Genomic DNA, 17,261 nt, shown 5'->3' with positions numbered 1-17,261 from the left:
GATGAAAAAATAGAAATATTTATTTTTTCTTTAATATTTTATTTAACTCTATGACTAAAAAATATTTTTCTATAAATGAATTGAATAGATAACAACTACCAAAGATCAATTCTAATAATTTCCATAAATAAATCGATTAATGAATTTTTATATAAGATATTTTTATTAGGAATTGCCTATTTGGCATAAAAAAATTAAAAAATATACACACTAAAAATTGAAAATCAACAAATATTTTTTTGGCATGCATATTTTATAAGTCTATTTTTTTAATTTTGTATAAATTTGTTTTAACTGGTCAACTTTATTTAAACGTTCCCATGGAAGATCCAAATCATTACGACCAAAATGTCCATAAACCGCAACATTTCTGTATGCTACATTGTATAAATCTAAATCATTAATAAAATCATTAACATTAAAATTAAAACTTTGTTTAATGATTTCAAACAATAAACTTTCGTCGATTTTGTTTGTGTTAAATGTATCAATATACATTGCAATTGGTGCGGGCTTCCCGATCGCAAAAGCTAATTGAATTTCTAGTTGTTCACAAAACCCTGCTGCAACAACGTTTTTTGCAATTCAACGTGCAAAATAAGCGCCTGAACGGTCGGTTTTAGATGGATCTTTCCCTGAAAACGCTCCTCCACCGTGTTTTGCATAACCACCATATGTATCAACAATAATTTTTCGACCAGTTAACCCTGTGTCCCCAATAGGTCCACCAATAACAAATTTTCCTGATGGATTAACAATTTTTTTGAAATTAGTATTTAATCCGTAGTTAGTTGCAACATCAACCATCACATCACTGACATCTTTTTCTAAAGTAGCTTGATCATAATCTGCGTCGTGCTGTACACTTACTAGCATTGAGTCAATTTGAACTGGTGTTGTTGAGTAATTAATACTTACTTGTGATTTCATATCACTTTTAATATATGGAATTGCTTTATTAACCCGTTTGGTTTCTAGAATTCGTACTAAATCATGTGCCATACTAATCGCTAATGGCATATAACTTGCCGTCTCATTACATGCATACCCAAAAACAATACCTTGATCACCGGCGTTAATGATGTTTTGTTGATCTACTGCTTGATTAATATCATTTGATTGCTGATTAACATTAGAGATAATTGTAAAATCATTTTCATTATAACCTAACGGTTTAATAACATCCCATGCCGTTTGGACAACATCAACATAAGCGCTAGTTGTAATTTCTCCTGCAATGACAATTAAATGATTACAAGCAAGAACTTCACAAGCAACTTTTGCATTTTTATCTTGTGTCAAACAGGCTTGTAAAATACTGTCACTAATTTGGTCACAAATTTTATCGGGGTGTCCAGCACCAACTGACTCAGATGTGATAATTTTTTGGTATAGCATATTCTCTCCTTTGAATTTTGTTTTTTTATTATAATTTTGCAATATATTTCACTTACTTGTATAAGCAAAAAAACAAAAACAAAATTAGGTTTCCTGTGTTCCTTCTAAGAAACCTAATTCTTTTCTTAAAATTATTGATTTTTTTATAATAATCAGACCTTGTAAAATACGTCTTAGAACTTATTATCCTTTGTTAATAAAAACAGATTTGCTAAGTAATAATAACGATAAAGTATAAATCAATATTTTTAGTTGTTTTTATTTTTCTTTCAAGCGCACAAATCTTCATTAATTTTAATTAAAACTGATTTTTTATTGTTCTTAATCAAAAAATAAGCATAAATGCCAATCATTGCTGCATTATCGGTTGTGTATAAAAGTTGGGGGATATAAACTTCATTGGCAAGTGTTTTAATGCGTGTCCGCAATAATTTATTTGCCGATACACCACCACCCAAATAAATACGATTTAAATTATATCTTTGTAGATAATACTCTAATTTCAAACACAGCTCATCAACAATATATTTTTGCAAAGAAGAGCCAACTTGAACCTTGTTCACATCCCGTTTTTTTTGTCTTAAATTATGAACGTAATTAATAAAAGCAGTTTTTAAACCCGAAAACGAAAACATTTGTTCAGGCTTTGGATGTTTAACTAACATTAAATCCGCTTCTTCTGGATCATAATGCTTGTCGATTATTGGTCCCCCGGGATAGTTCCAACCTAAAATCCGGGCAATTTTATCATAAACCTCGCCCACAGCATCATCTTGTGTTTGATTGATAATTTCGATATCATCGTAGTCTTTAACATGATAAATACTTGTTTCTCCTCCACTAACAACAAGTCCTAGAAAAGGAAATTTTATGGGTTGATCAATTCCTGCAGAAAACAAATGAGCATGTAGATGATTAATTTTGACAAGTTCTGCACGATAAATTCGACTAATTAAATCAGCAAAAACTTTTCCTACGTGCAAACATCCGGGTAAACCCGGAAACGCTGTGTATGCAATATGTGTTAATTGATTAGGATTAATGCCTGCTTGTTTAATAACCGTTCGGAACACTAGAACAATATTTTGTTCATGATACCTCGAAGCCACTTCGGGGACAACCCCTCCGTAATCAGCTTGGACTTGCATTGAAGTGGTAATATTGTGTGCAAGCAATTGGTTGTTTTTAAAAACAGCCATGCTTGTTTCATCACAACTAGTTTCAATGCTTAAAATATATAGATCATTAGTCATTTAAAACCTGGTCACAACGGACGCAAATATCATCACGCATTTGATCATCTACAAAATAATTTCAACAACGCAAACACTTGTTAAAATTTGGATTAACAACACTATTTTCATTTCCATAAACAACTTGAGCAACGTTCAACCATTGTGCAAGAGTCATTGGATTATCTTTTAGAAATTGACATTTAATCAAATCTTGATTAATATTGATTAACGCTTCATTATTCTTTTTAATCAAGCCATCCTTACGTGCTTTTTCTAGTAGACCAAATAATTCGTCCTTGATATCAAAAAAAGCTTGTACATGTTTAATTTCAGCAAAATTAAATTGATCAAAAGCTGCAATAGTTAAGAAGTTTTCTAATTTAATTGATGCTAATTTATTCACATCATTTAGTTGCATATATGCTTCTTCACAAGTGTGTGGAATAATTGGTGTTAGTAAAATAAGGGCGTTTTTTAAAATAAAATACACAGTTGACTGAATTTGTCGACGCCGTAAATCATTTAATTTTAAGCAGTATAAAGCATCTTTGATTAAATCAAAATACCAACCTGATAAATCTAAAATAAATTTATTAACTTGTTTGATAATTTCCATAAAATCAAAACTATTATACGCTTTTACACACTCAAAATATAATTGTTTAAATTCATTCAAGACATATAAATCTTCTTGTTTTAACTTATTTGTGTAATCGGTAATAACATCAAAATCACTCAAAACTGATAATGAATATTTAAAGAGTGTGTTTCTAATCCGACGGTAAATTTCTGCAGTTTGTTTCAAGATATCATCTGATATGCGTGAATCATTTTCGTAATCAATATTACTCGCTCAAAGACGTAAGATATCTGCCCCATACTGATTGCAAACACTTAGTGGATCAACAACATTACCTTTGGATTTGGACATCTTAAATCCGGCCCCATCTAAAACCATTCCATGGGCAACAAGATATTTATATGGTGACTGGTTATTCAAAATTGTTCCAGTAATAATCGATGAGTTAAATCAACCACGGTATTGGTCGTATCCTTCGAGATATAAATCAGCAGGATAGTTTAAACCTGCATGTTGCAGTATTGAATATGAACTCCCCGAATCAAACCAAACATCCATAATATCTTTTTCTTTTCTAAAAGTTTTGTTGGTTTGTAAATACTTAGTGGTTAAAAAAGTATTAACATCCTCGCTAAATCAACTATCTACACCTTTATTATCTAAAACATTAATGATGTGCTCAACCAGCTCAGGATCATAAATTGGTTGGTTGTTTTCGTCAAAAATCATTGGAATAGGAACCCCTCATACCCGTTGACGCGAAATGCATCACTCCTTCCGGTTAGCGATCATTTCTTTAATTCGTTCAATTCCTCGTAAACTCTTTGTTTGCACATCTTTTTCAAGAGTTTGAATAATTTTTTCTTTTGCGTTTTGCACTGATACAAATCATTGTTTAGTCGCGCGGTACATTACTGGTTTTTTTGTTCGTCAGTCATGTGCCACTGAGTGGGTAATAATTTTTTTATCAAATAGTAAATGATCATCATTTAGTTTATCTAAAATAATTTCGTTCGCATCTTCATAAAAAATATTTTCAAGAATAGGATCATTCACTAATGCATTATATTTTCCGTATTGATCAATCATTACTTCTGCATTAATATTATATTTTTTGCAAGCATAGTAGTCTTCAAGACCGAATGCGGGTGCATTATGAACTAAACCTGTTCCATCACTATCTGATACATATTCATCCATAATAATTGGACAAAGTTTTTTTGTATAAGCAGAAATATATTGTTTATTTTCTAATTCTGTTGCTTTTAATGTTCTTATAACACGATAGTTTCTTAACCCCATTTCTTGACATCATTGCTTAACTAAATTAGTTGCAATAATGAATTTTTTTGGTCCAACTTGAACTACATCATAAGTTAATGTTGGGTGAATGCAAATTGCTTGGTTAGCTGGCAATGTTCATGGAGTAGTCGTTCAGATAACATAAAAAGTTTGAGCTTCTAAAACATCATCTTCTACTGCAGGCATTAAAACATAAATTGCATGTGATGAACGATCTGCATATTCGATTTCTGATTCTGCAAGGGCTGATTGTGAAGATCAAGATCAGAAAACAGGTTTGAAATCTTGGTATACATAACCTTTTTTTAATAATGTTTGAAACAATTTTAACTGGTCAATTTCAAACTGGTGGTCTAACGTTAAATAACGCTCTTTAAAATCCGCAAACATTCCTAAACGTTGGAATTGAGCAGTTTGGTTAGCTACTTGCTCTTTTGCGTAATTGGCGCACAAGAAACGACGTTCATTAACACTTAAATCATTCAGTTTTGTTTTCTTTGCTAATGCAACTTCAATAGGTAATCCGTGTGTATCTCAACCCGGAATAAAAGGAGCATAAAACCCTTGCATATTTTTAGATGCAATAATAATATCTTTTAAAATTTTGTTTAGTGCGTGTCCGATATGGATGTTGCCATTTGCATATGGCGGACCATCATGAAGCACATATTTTTGGTTATTTTTATTTTTAGTTAAACGTTGTTGATAAATGTTATTTTCGTTTCAAAAATTTTGAATTTTTGGTTCTTTAACGTTTAAATTTGCTTTCATTTCAAAAGCAGTATAAGGCATATTTAAAGTGGTTTTATAATCTTTCATGAAATCTCCTGTAATCATTAAGTACGTGTCTGATTATATTAAAATAATGACATATTTATATATTTTAACAAAGATTAGGGTAGGTTGTTGGTGGTTTATGTTATAAATCAAAAAAAGAGGCAAAAAATAACAATATTATCCCAAAAACAACTTAAGGCAATAAAATGCAACTGTTTACAGTTGCATTTTGAATATTTTTATTCCTCTGATGAAAAAGAAATATGAACCTCATTTGTGTCATTATGAAAAACAATATCTTCTCGTACATTTTGGTCAACATCTTCTTGGTTGTTTTCTACATTAATAATAGAAGAAGATAAACGACCATTTTGATAAATTGAAACTAGATCATTTGCTTTCTCTTTACTTAGAACAATTAACGTTAAATTATCAAAATCTTGCTTAATTGTTTTTTGCAAATCAAAAATATCCTTGTCTTTATCATCATCAAAATCAATAACCATCATTATATTCATTTCGTGCAATCCACCATAAATATAGTTCATCACCCGCATTAAATTATAATCAGGTTTCATATTAAACACTAGTCGATGGTTTTGTTCTTTAATACCGGGAACAAACTTAACTTGACGTTTCAAAATTCATTTAAAATGATTGATTAAATTCATTTTAGCAACTAAATAACCCTCAACATTCAATTTATTCGTTGCAGGTCGAATTTTGCGTTGCATATAAATATATAAAAAAGAAAAGAAAAAGAAAAAAATTGTTAACAATAACGGTGCAATAACTTTCGCATCCTTAAAAGTAAGTCGTCATACTTCGGGAATATATTCAAATTGGTCAGATAAAGCACCTCCAGCAACATTCCCAGTTTTAGTTAATCCTTCAGCAATCGTTACGCCATTTACAACTAGTTTACCCACATAATCAGATTTCGCTAATTTTATAGATACAAATGATGCGGTTAAAATTGGTTTTGCAATTCCAGCAAGAATACATGCAATTAAACCAATAATACATAAAATAAAAAAAAGATTTACTAGAACCCAAACGATCGACATTTTTTTGCGAGATAAATCAGGATCTAACTTATGGTTTGTAGTATAAAACCACCAGTTCATAAAATAATATAGCGGAATACTTTTCTTCTTCACATGTTGATCAAGGGTTTGACTAGCTAAATTAAGAAATCGATCATTATGAAAAAATGGCCCACTATCATGCATAATATTAGTCCGAAACTCTTTCTGATGCTCATAAGTTTTATTCATAATAACAACTGTTTTCATTAATTTTTTTATTTCCCTTGATTATAAATATTATGTTCAAATTAACTTTAATAAATGCCTGTAATTCAGTTTCGTTATTAAAAGCTACCTTTTTATTTTATAATAAAATAAAGTATATGCAAATAAAGAAGATCACTTTGGTGATCTTTTTGCATGGTAAAGAAGGTAATGTACTTGATCGATAAAAAAAATCTTTTAATAATAAATAAACCTAAAGACTGAACATCATTTGATGTAGTAAATAAGCTAAAATATATGTTAAAGGTCAAAAAAATTGGACACGCTGGAACTCTTGATCCCAACGCAACAGGCGTACTTGTCATTGGAATTAATAATGCAACAAAACTTCTTGGTCAATTGACATTAGATGAGAAAGAATATGTTGCAGATATTTTGTTTAATATACATACTGATACTTATGATATTGTTGGTCAAATTCTAAAAGAAGATAATACAAAAGTAGATTTATTGATGATTCAAAACGCTCTTCAAATATTGTCATCATCCCCTTATTACCAAATGCCGCCAATGCACAGTGCAATAAAAATTAATGGAAAAAAAGCATATGATTTTGCACGCAAAAACATTAGCTTAGATTTACCCAAACGACTAGTGGAATTAAAAGAGTATGAAATCATTAGTTTTGTTAATAATATTTTAAAAATTCGTTTAGTTGTTTCTAAAGGTTTTTATGTACGCTCATTTGCTGTTGATCTTGCAGACATAATGCATACATATGCGGTTTTAAAAGATTTACAGCGTACCCGTAGTGGTCATTTTCGTATCGATCAAGCATTAGAAATAAGTGATGTCTATGATTATTGAACTCAAACCCCAACAAATAAATAACCTAGTAATGGATTCAGGTGTTGATCTTATTATCGGTTTTTTCGATGGCTTACACCACGGACATATGAAACTTTTTGCTGAATCCAAAAAGTTTAGTATTTTAACCTTTAAAAATATTCCCCGAAAAACTGCAAGTTTATACCCCTTTGAAAAACGCATTGAAATGTTAGAGCAACTACCTGGCTTAGTTGATATTTATGTTTTTGATATTAAAGAATACAACATTGATGCTCAAAATTTTATTGATTTATATTTAAAAAAACTTGCGCCCGAACGAATTGTTATTGGTCAAAATTTTAGTTTCGGCTCCGATCAACAGCCAAGTAGTTTTTTGAAACAAAGTTATCCTAATACTTTGATTATTGAAGCACCATTGAACTCAGTTTCCACATCATTAATTAAAACTGGAATCGCAACCAATAACTGAGATTATGTAAACCAAAAACTAGTTAATCCATATACTCGTTGCGGATTAGTTGTGCACGGAGATCAAGTAGCTTCAAACCTCGGCTTTGCAACTGCAAACATTCATTGTGATCCAAATCTAATTCGTTTAGTAGATGGAGTTTATATTACAAGTGCGATTGTGAATAATAAAACTTATAAGGCAATCACTTATATAGGTGTTCCTAAAACAATCGTTAGTCGTGATTATTCGTTTATCGAGACGCACATTATCGATTTTCATCAAAATATTTACAACCAAAATCTAACAATTATTTTTCATGATTACATCGCACCTAACAAAAAATTTAATTCAATAGACGAATTAATCAACACAATTACATCATATGTTCAAATAGCAAAGAATGCAAAGTATTAGTAATTATTAATTAATAAAAATAAAACAGGTTGACGCCTGTTTTTTTAATTGCATTCTTCAATAATTAACTAATGTATTTATGCTGAGAAATTTTAACATTACTTTGCATGATTATTACACGTTTAAGTGTTCTATGAATTTTAGTATGTCCTAGTAACTGTTGTAATCGTTGAATAGCTATCCACTTATCAATTACAATTATAGCTAGCGTTTTTTGAATCCGCCCAACTTATAATCTTTTATACCCGGATTTTAATGATACAAATAACACCGTATTATCATGTTACGACCATTTAAAAAGTTTAATCATTTTTGTTTGTGCATCAAAAAACAATTCACTTTTTCTATCGCCTTTGCCAAAAAAAGAATATATTCAAGCTCATTAAAATTAATATCTGTTTTATTTAATAAAACTTTTTCATTTGGAATAATAATTAATATTTTATCTAAATCTTCATAATTTACACTTTCTTGAGTTGCACTATGAGTTAATTTGTCTTTTTAGTTTTCAACACTTTCCAAAAAAATAAACATAACATCAATTGATGTTATGTTTATATAAATTATTAATAATTATTCTTATTTGGTTAATTCATCAATGAGCGCTGTATATTCATTAATTCACTCATTAACAATGTTAATTCCGTCAACTCATGTTTGAGTATCATTTAAATTAATATTCAAAAGTTTAATCGTGTCAAGCGGAGATCTTGAACCTCCACTTGATAAGAAATCGTAAAGGTATTTTTTATTTGCTTCATCTTTGTAAATACGATCCCCTGCAATTAATGCGCAGATTTGACCAATTGCATATTTGTAAACATAAAAGTTTCCTGCATAAAAATGTGGAATTCTCAGAGGTGTTACGTTTGCTAACACAAATGCATCTAAATTTTCACGTGAGCTTGTTTTACCAGCATATATTTCGTTTAATTCTGCATATGTATCTAAAATAATGTCCGCTGTAAACGCTTCGTTGTTATTAATTTTTTGATTTGCAATTCATTCAAAGTTTGAAAAAACTATCTGACGAGTTGTTGTTGCAAAGAAACCAGAAATCATTTCATCAAGAATTAATAAACGCATTTTTTTATCATCTTTATATTTTTTTAATAAATAGTAGTTTAATAAAACCTCGTTAATTACTGATGCAATTTCTGCATAAAAAATTTTGTATTCACTAAAAATTGGTTGATTTTTGTTTGCGTATAGAGAATGCATTGAATGTCCCAATTCATGAACAATAGTTTGCACACTTTCGATTGATTCTTCAAAATTCATTAGAATATAGTATTTGTCAATACCGCGAATTCCTCCAATTGAATAAGCTCCTGAACGTTTCCCTTTTGCAGGTAATCATGAAACTCAATTCTCATCAAATGCACGTTTTAAATTTCCAACATATTCATCCCCTAAAACTTGTAGAGATTCTAGTGTGATTGCTTTTGCATCTTCGACACTATAAGTAATGTTTTTTTCATACAACGAAATTTTTGTATCTCATGGTTCAATCGTTGATTTATTTAATAATTTCTTTAAATATTTATTTCTCGCTTCTTCATATGCAACTATGCTTGGACGATATTTTTTAACTTGTTCATAAATAAAAGTAATTAAATCTGGTGTAACTTCATCTTGAAATGTTGCTTCATGAATGTAATCATTGTAATTACGAACCTTTGCACGTTCATTATATGCTAAGTAATTAAAATAAAGCATTTTAGTTAAACTCGCTTTATTAGCAACATAAGCGTTATATAGAGATTGATAAGCTTGTTTTCGTAATTGTTCATCACTTGATTTTAAATATTTAAAACAATCCGCTTCACTTGCGATTGGATAAATTTTGCCATTTGTATCCACAAGATCAGCGAAGACCATATCATTATTTGTAAATGTTGAATAAATTTCTTCGAATCCCGCAGTTGCCCGGTCCATTAAATTAAATAAATTTGTTGTTTTCTTATCTAATGTATGGTTTTTAAAACGTAAAATCGCTTCATAACGAGGTGTGTATGCTTTAATTGATTCATCTTTTAAATATGAACGAATTAATATTTCATCTTTAATTACTTTTTCATTTAAATCCGCAAGGGCATTGTTAATTTCGAACAACAAACTGTTTAGCTTTTGGTTTCATTGGTTGAAATAATCATCAGCCACATTAACATTTAAACTGTTGTGTACATAATTATATAAACGATTTGTAGCAATTTCTAATTGGTCTTCAAAAGTGATTCATTGTTTAAAATCAGCTAATGAACGTAAAAAATTTGGATAGTGTTTTAAAACTTTATTTTTAAGTGCAACTAAATCGTTATAATTCTCTTCTAGGGACTTATTATTTAATAAATCTGATAAATCTCACTGGTATTTTGTGTTTGTCATATTTGCTCCTTTAATAACAATGTTATTATTCTAACACACTTGTGTATTTTAATTAACCGAGTTTTAAAGAAAAAAATAATGAACGAAGTAAATATGATATAAAATAAGCAAAACAAGATTCTATTTCTAAAAAACACGATAAATCTGTAATTTTAATTATAATTTTTGCAAATATTTAGATTCCTTATTTTGTCGTTATTTAAAAAATAACAATTTTTTTATTAAGCTAAAGGTAATAACATCAAAAAAACATTTAATCTCTCTTTTGGTAAAATATGTACTCCTTAATTTTTATTCAAAAATTAAAAAGGAGGGGTAAAAATGAAAAAAATTAGAAAAGCTAACAACAATATTAAGGCAAAGGCACAGAAGACTCATAGCCATCAATAATAATGTAAATAATTTTATAGACAAAATGATTTTATAATCTTTAGAAATATTATGAATAAGTGGTATACAAAAGAAATATCAAGAAAAATAAAATTTACATTTAAATCAAAAAAACAAAAAATATACAACAAACTTTCTATCTTATGGCACCTCAAAAACAAAAAAGATAGAAATAAATGGATAATAAATCAAAAAGTACCTGAAGTAGTAAGACACACATCCGATACGATCATATAAGGTAATCGTTAATATGAAATAGTTGAGTAAAAACGATTAATAATAAGAAAATGCGCTAAAACACAAGTTTGCCCCAGATAAATATCGATTTATTTTAGAAAAAACAGAATAAAAATATTCGGGTAATTGTATGTCTGTTATGTAGCATAATTGGTAATTAAATACTTTGTCTTTATAGGATATAGTATTGTTAAGAATTAAGTCAAAATTAATGGTAAATATTTTTAAAAAAGAAACAGAGAGTTAATCTGTTTCTTTTTTAATAAGTTGTTAACTTGTTATTTATCAAATATAACCATAAACTTTTTATTTCTCTAGACTATTCATTATTTTTGACACTTAAATAATGGTTATATAAAACAGATATAATATTCATATCATTTTTTACAAATCGGTTAGTAATCTCTTTTGCTTGATATGAAATTTGTGAACAGATCAAGGTTTGATCGTTTTGTTTACAATTAAAAATCATTTCTTTATTAAAATAAACGACCTGGTCTAAAAAGATAGGTTTTTTAATTGGATTTAATTCAACACCTTTTAAACCACGTTTAAAAATCTTAAAATCATCAATATTAACCATTTTAGTTCATTCATTATTAAACAACCATAAGTATTTAATTTTTTCATCAATCAGATATGTTGTTAATATATAATCTCCATCATTCAAGCTCATCACTTTTGTTCCGATGGCATTGCGATTAGCGATATTGATTTCATTCACCTTAAAAATAAGAGTTCTTGCTAAAGCACTAATACATAAAATATCTTGATGCTGATTCGCAGTCTGATGCACGCTGACCACTTGATCATCGTTTATTAGTTTAACAATGCGTAAATCCTTGATTTTATTCTTTTCAAAACCCGTAATTTCACTGCAACTAATTTGTTTAATTTTGTTATTTTTCGTCACAACTATTAAGTGGTTGGTATCTTTCATTTCCTCGTACACAAAAACACTAACAACTGTTTCGTTTATGTTTCATAAACAATAAGTATTTAAATGTTCACCTAAATCTTTTCACTTGAACTGATTAACTTTGTTAATTGGTAAATATAAGCAACGACCGTATGATGTTGTGATCAGTAAATGCTTATGGTTAGATAAATAGCTATGAAAAACTAAATTATCATTATCTTTTAAACCAATTTCTTCATAATTATTAGTTTGAAATGATTTTGGGCTAACGGTTTTAATATATCCGTTTTTAGAGATACATAAATGTAAATCTAATTCCTGGACCATTTGCATTTCATCAATTTTGATATCTGCTTCCTCGGGCACAATAATAGATTTGCGAGAATATCCGTAAGTTTTTTTATAACTTGTAAACAAACTAATTAAATATTCACGCATTACATATTCATTACCTAAACGATTCATCAACAATGCTTGTTGTGTTTGCAATTCGTTTCATTCTGTTTGCAAAGCAAATAAATCTGTTTGTGTTAACCTATACAAACGCATCATTACAATTGCTTCTGCCTGGTTATAAGTAAAAGCAAAACGGTTAATTAAATTCTCACGTGCACTCTGTTTGTCAGATGAACTCCGAATAATTTTAATGATTTCATCAATAATATCTAACGCTTTCATCAACCCTTGAACAGTTTCCATTCGGAGATTAATTTTGTTTAAATTAAACTGGTCAACCTTAGTTAATATATCTAAAGCATGATTAATAAACGCATCACAATATAAATTTAAATTAAACACCACTGGCGCTCGGTTATGGATTGCCACCATTTTTGCGTGGTATGTAATTTGTAGGTTAGTTTTTTTATATAAATACTGTTTGATATTTTGATAATTAATATCTTTTTTGATATCAATAACAATACTAATTCCATGTGCATCAGATTCATCACGAACTTCAATGATCCCATTAATTTGCTGGTCGTAAATCATTTGATCAATGGATTTAACAATTTCTGCTTTATTAGTTTCATATGGAATTTCGCTAATAATTAACTGGTTATATTTATCATGGGAAGTATTGGCATTAATTTTTGCCCGTAAAACAAATTTTCCGATTCCTGTTTTTAGTATTTCTGCACACTCCTCGGGCTGATAAATCAAACCACCAGTTGGAAAATCGGGTGCTGGCAGGAGGGTTAATAGTTTATCTATTGAAGCATTAGGGTGTTTAACTTTATAGATCAAACAATCAAAAACTTCGCTTGGATTATGCGGGGGGATATTTGTTGTATAGCCACTCGCAATTCCTGTTGCTCCATTAATCAATAGATTAGGAAATAACGCAGGAAGAATATTTGGTTCTTTTTCTGAATCATCAAAATTGTACACAAATGGGACTGTATTTTTATCTAAATGTTCAAGCATTAAATCTGCAATTTTTGCTAAACGCGTTTCTGTGTATCGCATCGCAGCGGCGTTATCTCCATCAATTGAACCCTTATTTCCATGCATATCTAGTAAACACAAGTTGTTTTTTCAATCTTGACTCATTCGTACCATTGCTTCGTAAATCGATGAATCCCCGTGCGGGTGATATTTCCCAATTACTTCCCCAACAGTTCGGGCCGATTTTTTATAAGCTTGATTAGATGTAATTTTTAAATCATACATCGCATATAAAATCCGCCGTTGTACAGGTTTTAAACCGTCACGTAGGTCAGGTAATGCTCGGTCCTGAATGATGTATTTAGCATATTTTGCATAACTTTGAGAAACAATCACAGCAAGATTTTGGTTAATAATATTTTTGGACATCTCTAATTACCTTCCTCTTGGATAATTTCCTCATCGTTGCTAAAATCAATATTTGCATCTATTCATTGCTTTCTGATTTCTGTATTCTCACCCATCAAGGTATTAATCTGTTGGTGTACGGCTAAATAATCTTGAATACTAACTTGTCACATCACTCTGCGTTCGGGATTCATAGTAGTATTATACAGCTGATCAGCATTCATTTCTCCTAATCCTTTATAGCGTTGGATTTCGTAATTTTTAGTTGATTGTTTTAAGATACGTAAAGCATCTTCATCATATGCATAATCGACTTTTTTGTTATTTTTGTTCACAAATTTATAAAGTGGAGGTTGAGCAATGTAAATATGCCCATTTTCGATTAGAGGTTTAAGATATTTATAAAATAAAGTTAGCAATAAGACTTGAATGTGAGATCCATCAACATCGGCATCAGTCATAATAATTATTTTGTGATATTTTAGTTTTTTAATATCAAAATCCTTATCAATCCCTGTTCCCAAAGCACGAAAAATCGAAGCAATCTCTTCATTTTTTAGAACATTACTAACATTAGACTTTAAAACATTAATCACTTTCCCCCGCAAAGGTAAAATTGCTTGATATTTTTTATTGCGCCCTAATTTAGCTGAACCTCCCGCTGAATCCCCCTCAACAATAAAGAGTTCGTTTAGTTCGGGTTTCTTAGATTGGGCAGGGGTTAATTTACCACCCATTCCAACTTCTTTGCTAATACTTTTTTGAGATTTTTTAACATCCCGTGCTTTTTTAGCAAGAAGTTTTGCTTCTTTAATTGTTTGAGCGTTTTGGATAATCAATAAGGCATAGTCTGCATTCGAATTTAATCAAAAAATAAAATTATTAACTAGTGCTTCTTGCACAATATTCGCAACTTCAGGGGTTGATAATTTATTTTTCGTTTGACCTTCGAATGCAATTAATGATTCGGGAACCCACACACTAATTACAGCAACTAAACCCTCTAATAATTCATCTTCACTAAACCCCTTATCATTAGATTTAATAATTTTTTTTAACCGTGCATAATCATTCAAAATATTGACTAAGTTTGCTTTAAAACTTATAGCGTGTACCCCACCATCAACAGTATTAATAGCATTAGCATATGTATTTAAAATATACTGTGATGACTGGTTAAATCGAAAACCCAAATGAACAGTAATGTTGTTTTTTTGATGACTAAAATAAATTGTTTCTCCAATATTTTTTGTTTGCTTACTTAAGTCATTCACATAATCAATAACATTGTCTGGATAATAAAAATTGGTTTTATCTTTACTAATCTCATTAATAAAAATAATTTTTAAACCACTAATTAAATACGCTTTTTGTTGCAAACGATTTTTAATTGTTTGTGGATTAAATGCCAAGCTTTTAAAAATACTTTTGTCAGGCATGAAACAAATCATTGTTCCTTTTTGATTTGTTTCTCCGATTATTTTTAACGGTTGTGCAATTTGGCCACCATTTTTAAACCGAGCCTCATAAAGTTTATTATCTTTATGTACTTGGCAAATTAAACTTGAAGACAACGCATTAACAACAGCAGCTCCTACACCATGTAGACCACCAGCATTTTTATATGTATCTTCATCAAATTTTGCCCCAGCATGTAAGCATGTGAAAATAGTTTCAACCGTAGAAATTTTGGTTTTTGGATTAATGCCTGTTGGAATTCCTCTACCATCATCAAAAACACTTAAAGAATAATCATTATGTAAAGTTACAATTAGATTCTTTCCGTAACCATTACTAATTTCATCAATTCCGTTATCAATGATTTCTCATGCAAGATGGTGTAAACCGTTAATGTTTGTGTCTCCAATATACATACCCGGGCGCATTCGCACTCCTTCTAAACCTTCAAGTACTTGGACACTAGTATCATCATAAATGGGTTGTTTAGCCATAATTATTTAATGCTCCCAATTTTAATCCATTGGGGTTCAGTGTGATAAAGATCATGATTGTTAATACGGTCATAATATAAACCTGCATTAATATGATCAAGTTCATGTTGCATACAAATACCTAAGTAATCCGTAAAGGTTTCCTCAATCATTTGTTCGCGAATTATGTCATAAGCACGTACTTTAATTCATTCGTGACGAATAACATATCCTGGTCGGTCGTTATGTACTGATAAACAACCTTCTCCTGTTGCTAAAAACGCTTTGTTATCAGAAACAGCAAGAATTTCTGGATTAACTAATAGATAGTGGTTTTCTTTTTCGTGATCATCAAAATGAATATACACTACTCGTTTATCTCACCCTACTTGGTTTGCAGCAATTGCAATTCCTGCTCGAATCCCATATTTTTTTGCTTTATTAATGTAACATTGATCAATATAGTTGATCATTTGTTTAAGTTTATAAATATCTTCTTTATTAAACTCATTTCCTTGCATTGGGGTTAGATTTTTACGAATGATTGGATGATCATCCGAAAACAACCACATACGTGATGGAGCAACTTTTTTCTTACTTAAATCTTGATATTTGATATTGTACATACTACTTCCTTAATTGCAATTATGATAAATATAATTAATTATATATGAAGAAAAGGAATTTACAAAATCAGCGAAATAAATATTTACAAACAAAATTACACTGAAAATAGAATTTTTTTGCAAAATACTCGCAAGATTTTATATTCTTGGCATTTTATTAAATTTTTAAATCTTTTTATAATCCAATATTTATCTGCAAAAATACCCTATTTTAATATAGTTTCATATATAATTTAAGGTAATAGAAAAATATCACAAAAAGGTTAGATATAATGAAAATTAAAAGTGAAAACCCAATAAAAAATACAAGTGATTTACGTCGTTTGTTCAATGAAACAAATTCAATCCGTAACCGCTTATTAAAAGTTGAATATTGTGCTTGTGATAATGATGCTGATATTTGCGAACACCAAGATCAATTAGTAAACGCAAACGCTAACACTTTTGATCAACATAACCAAAACCATAATGCTGATGCAGAAGCATGTGCAACCAATGTCATTACCGCCGAACACCAAACTTTCAATATTGAACTTGATGTGCAAACTTGTTCATCAACAACAAGTCAACCTCAAACAATTATTAAAGAAGTTGAAAAAATTGTTTATGTTGACCGACCGGTTGAAGTTATCAAAGAAGTTGAAAAAATTGTTGAGGTTGAAAAACCAGTTGATGTTCTTAAAGAGGTTGAAAAAATTGTTTATGTTGACCGACCGG

General features: G+C 29.7%; 10 protein-coding genes and 1 pseudogene. 3 read left to right on the top strand and 8 right to left on the bottom strand.

Going from position 1 to position 17,261, the window contains the following annotated elements:
• Positions 1-261 precede the first annotated feature (261 nt).
• From metK to OF377_RS00040, 4 genes are all read right to left on the bottom strand, one after another.
• Positions 262-1,398 (bottom strand): methionine adenosyltransferase, encoded by a 1,137-nt coding sequence (gene metK / locus OF377_RS00055; protein ID WP_263835863.1) that lies wholly within the window; start codon positions 1,396-1,398, stop codon positions 262-264.
• A gap of 248 nt (positions 1,399-1,646) precedes the next feature.
• On the bottom strand, positions 1,647-2,651 hold the full coding sequence (gene tsaD / locus OF377_RS00050; RefSeq protein ID WP_263835862.1) for a tRNA (adenosine(37)-N6)-threonylcarbamoyltransferase complex transferase subunit TsaD: 1,005 nt from the start codon (positions 2,649-2,651) through the stop codon (positions 1,647-1,649).
• Positions 2,644-5,334 (bottom strand): isoleucine--tRNA ligase, encoded by a 2,691-nt coding sequence (ileS, locus tag OF377_RS00045; RefSeq protein WP_263835861.1) that lies wholly within the window; start codon positions 5,332-5,334, stop codon positions 2,644-2,646. The genes tsaD and ileS overlap by 8 nt, the downstream gene beginning before the upstream one ends.
• 197 nt (positions 5,335-5,531) lie before the next feature.
• The gene (locus OF377_RS00040) at positions 5,532-6,587 is read right to left on the bottom strand and encodes a hypothetical protein (protein ID WP_263835860.1); all 1,056 of its coding nucleotides are present in this window, start codon (positions 6,585-6,587) and stop codon (positions 5,532-5,534) included.
• Positions 6,588-6,755: 168 nt separating this feature from the next.
• Here OF377_RS00040 and truB point away from each other — a divergent pair, with 168 nt between their 5' ends.
• Both truB and ribF read left to right on the top strand, forming a co-directional pair.
• Positions 6,756-7,436, top strand: coding sequence for a tRNA pseudouridine(55) synthase TruB (gene truB / locus OF377_RS00035; protein ID WP_263835859.1), 681 nt, complete (start codon positions 6,756-6,758; stop codon positions 7,434-7,436).
• Positions 7,402-8,259 carry a riboflavin biosynthesis protein RibF gene (ribF, locus tag OF377_RS00030; RefSeq protein WP_263835858.1) on the top strand — a complete coding sequence of 286 codons (858 nt, stop codon included), beginning with the start codon at positions 7,402-7,404 and terminating at the stop codon, positions 8,257-8,259. The genes truB and ribF overlap by 35 nt, the downstream gene beginning before the upstream one ends.
• Positions 8,260-8,838: 579 nt before the next feature.
• On the opposite strand, the gene pepF is transcribed toward ribF, so the two are convergent.
• From pepF to def, 4 genes are all read right to left on the bottom strand, one after another.
• Positions 8,839-10,647, bottom strand: coding sequence for an oligoendopeptidase F (gene pepF / locus OF377_RS00025; protein ID WP_263835857.1), 1,809 nt, complete (start codon positions 10,645-10,647; stop codon positions 8,839-8,841).
• Positions 10,648-11,593: 946 nt separating this feature from the next.
• Positions 11,594-14,008, bottom strand: a complete 2,415-nt coding sequence (parC, locus tag OF377_RS00020; protein WP_263835856.1) for a DNA topoisomerase IV subunit A — start codon at positions 14,006-14,008, stop codon at positions 11,594-11,596.
• Positions 14,009-14,010: 2 nt separating this feature from the next.
• Complete coding sequence (locus OF377_RS00015) at positions 14,011-15,939, bottom strand: DNA gyrase/topoisomerase IV subunit B (protein WP_263835855.1); 1,929 nt, start codon at positions 15,937-15,939, stop codon at positions 14,011-14,013.
• Between the two features lie 2 nt (positions 15,940-15,941).
• Positions 15,942-16,544, bottom strand: coding sequence for a peptide deformylase (def, locus tag OF377_RS00010; RefSeq protein ID WP_263835854.1), 603 nt, complete (start codon positions 16,542-16,544; stop codon positions 15,942-15,944).
• A 272-nt stretch (positions 16,545-16,816) separates the two neighbouring features.
• Here def and OF377_RS00005 point away from each other — a divergent pair.
• Positions 16,817-17,261 (top strand): annotated as a pseudogene (locus tag OF377_RS00005) (hypothetical protein); the annotation flags it as partial.

This window comes from Ureaplasma sp. ES3154-GEN, assembly GCF_025780075.1.
Lineage (GTDB): Bacteria > Bacillota_I > Bacilli_A > Mycoplasmatales > Mycoplasmoidaceae > Ureaplasma.
Note: the sequence above shows the minus strand (reverse complement) of the source record. Positions and strands in the feature narration are given on the sequence as shown.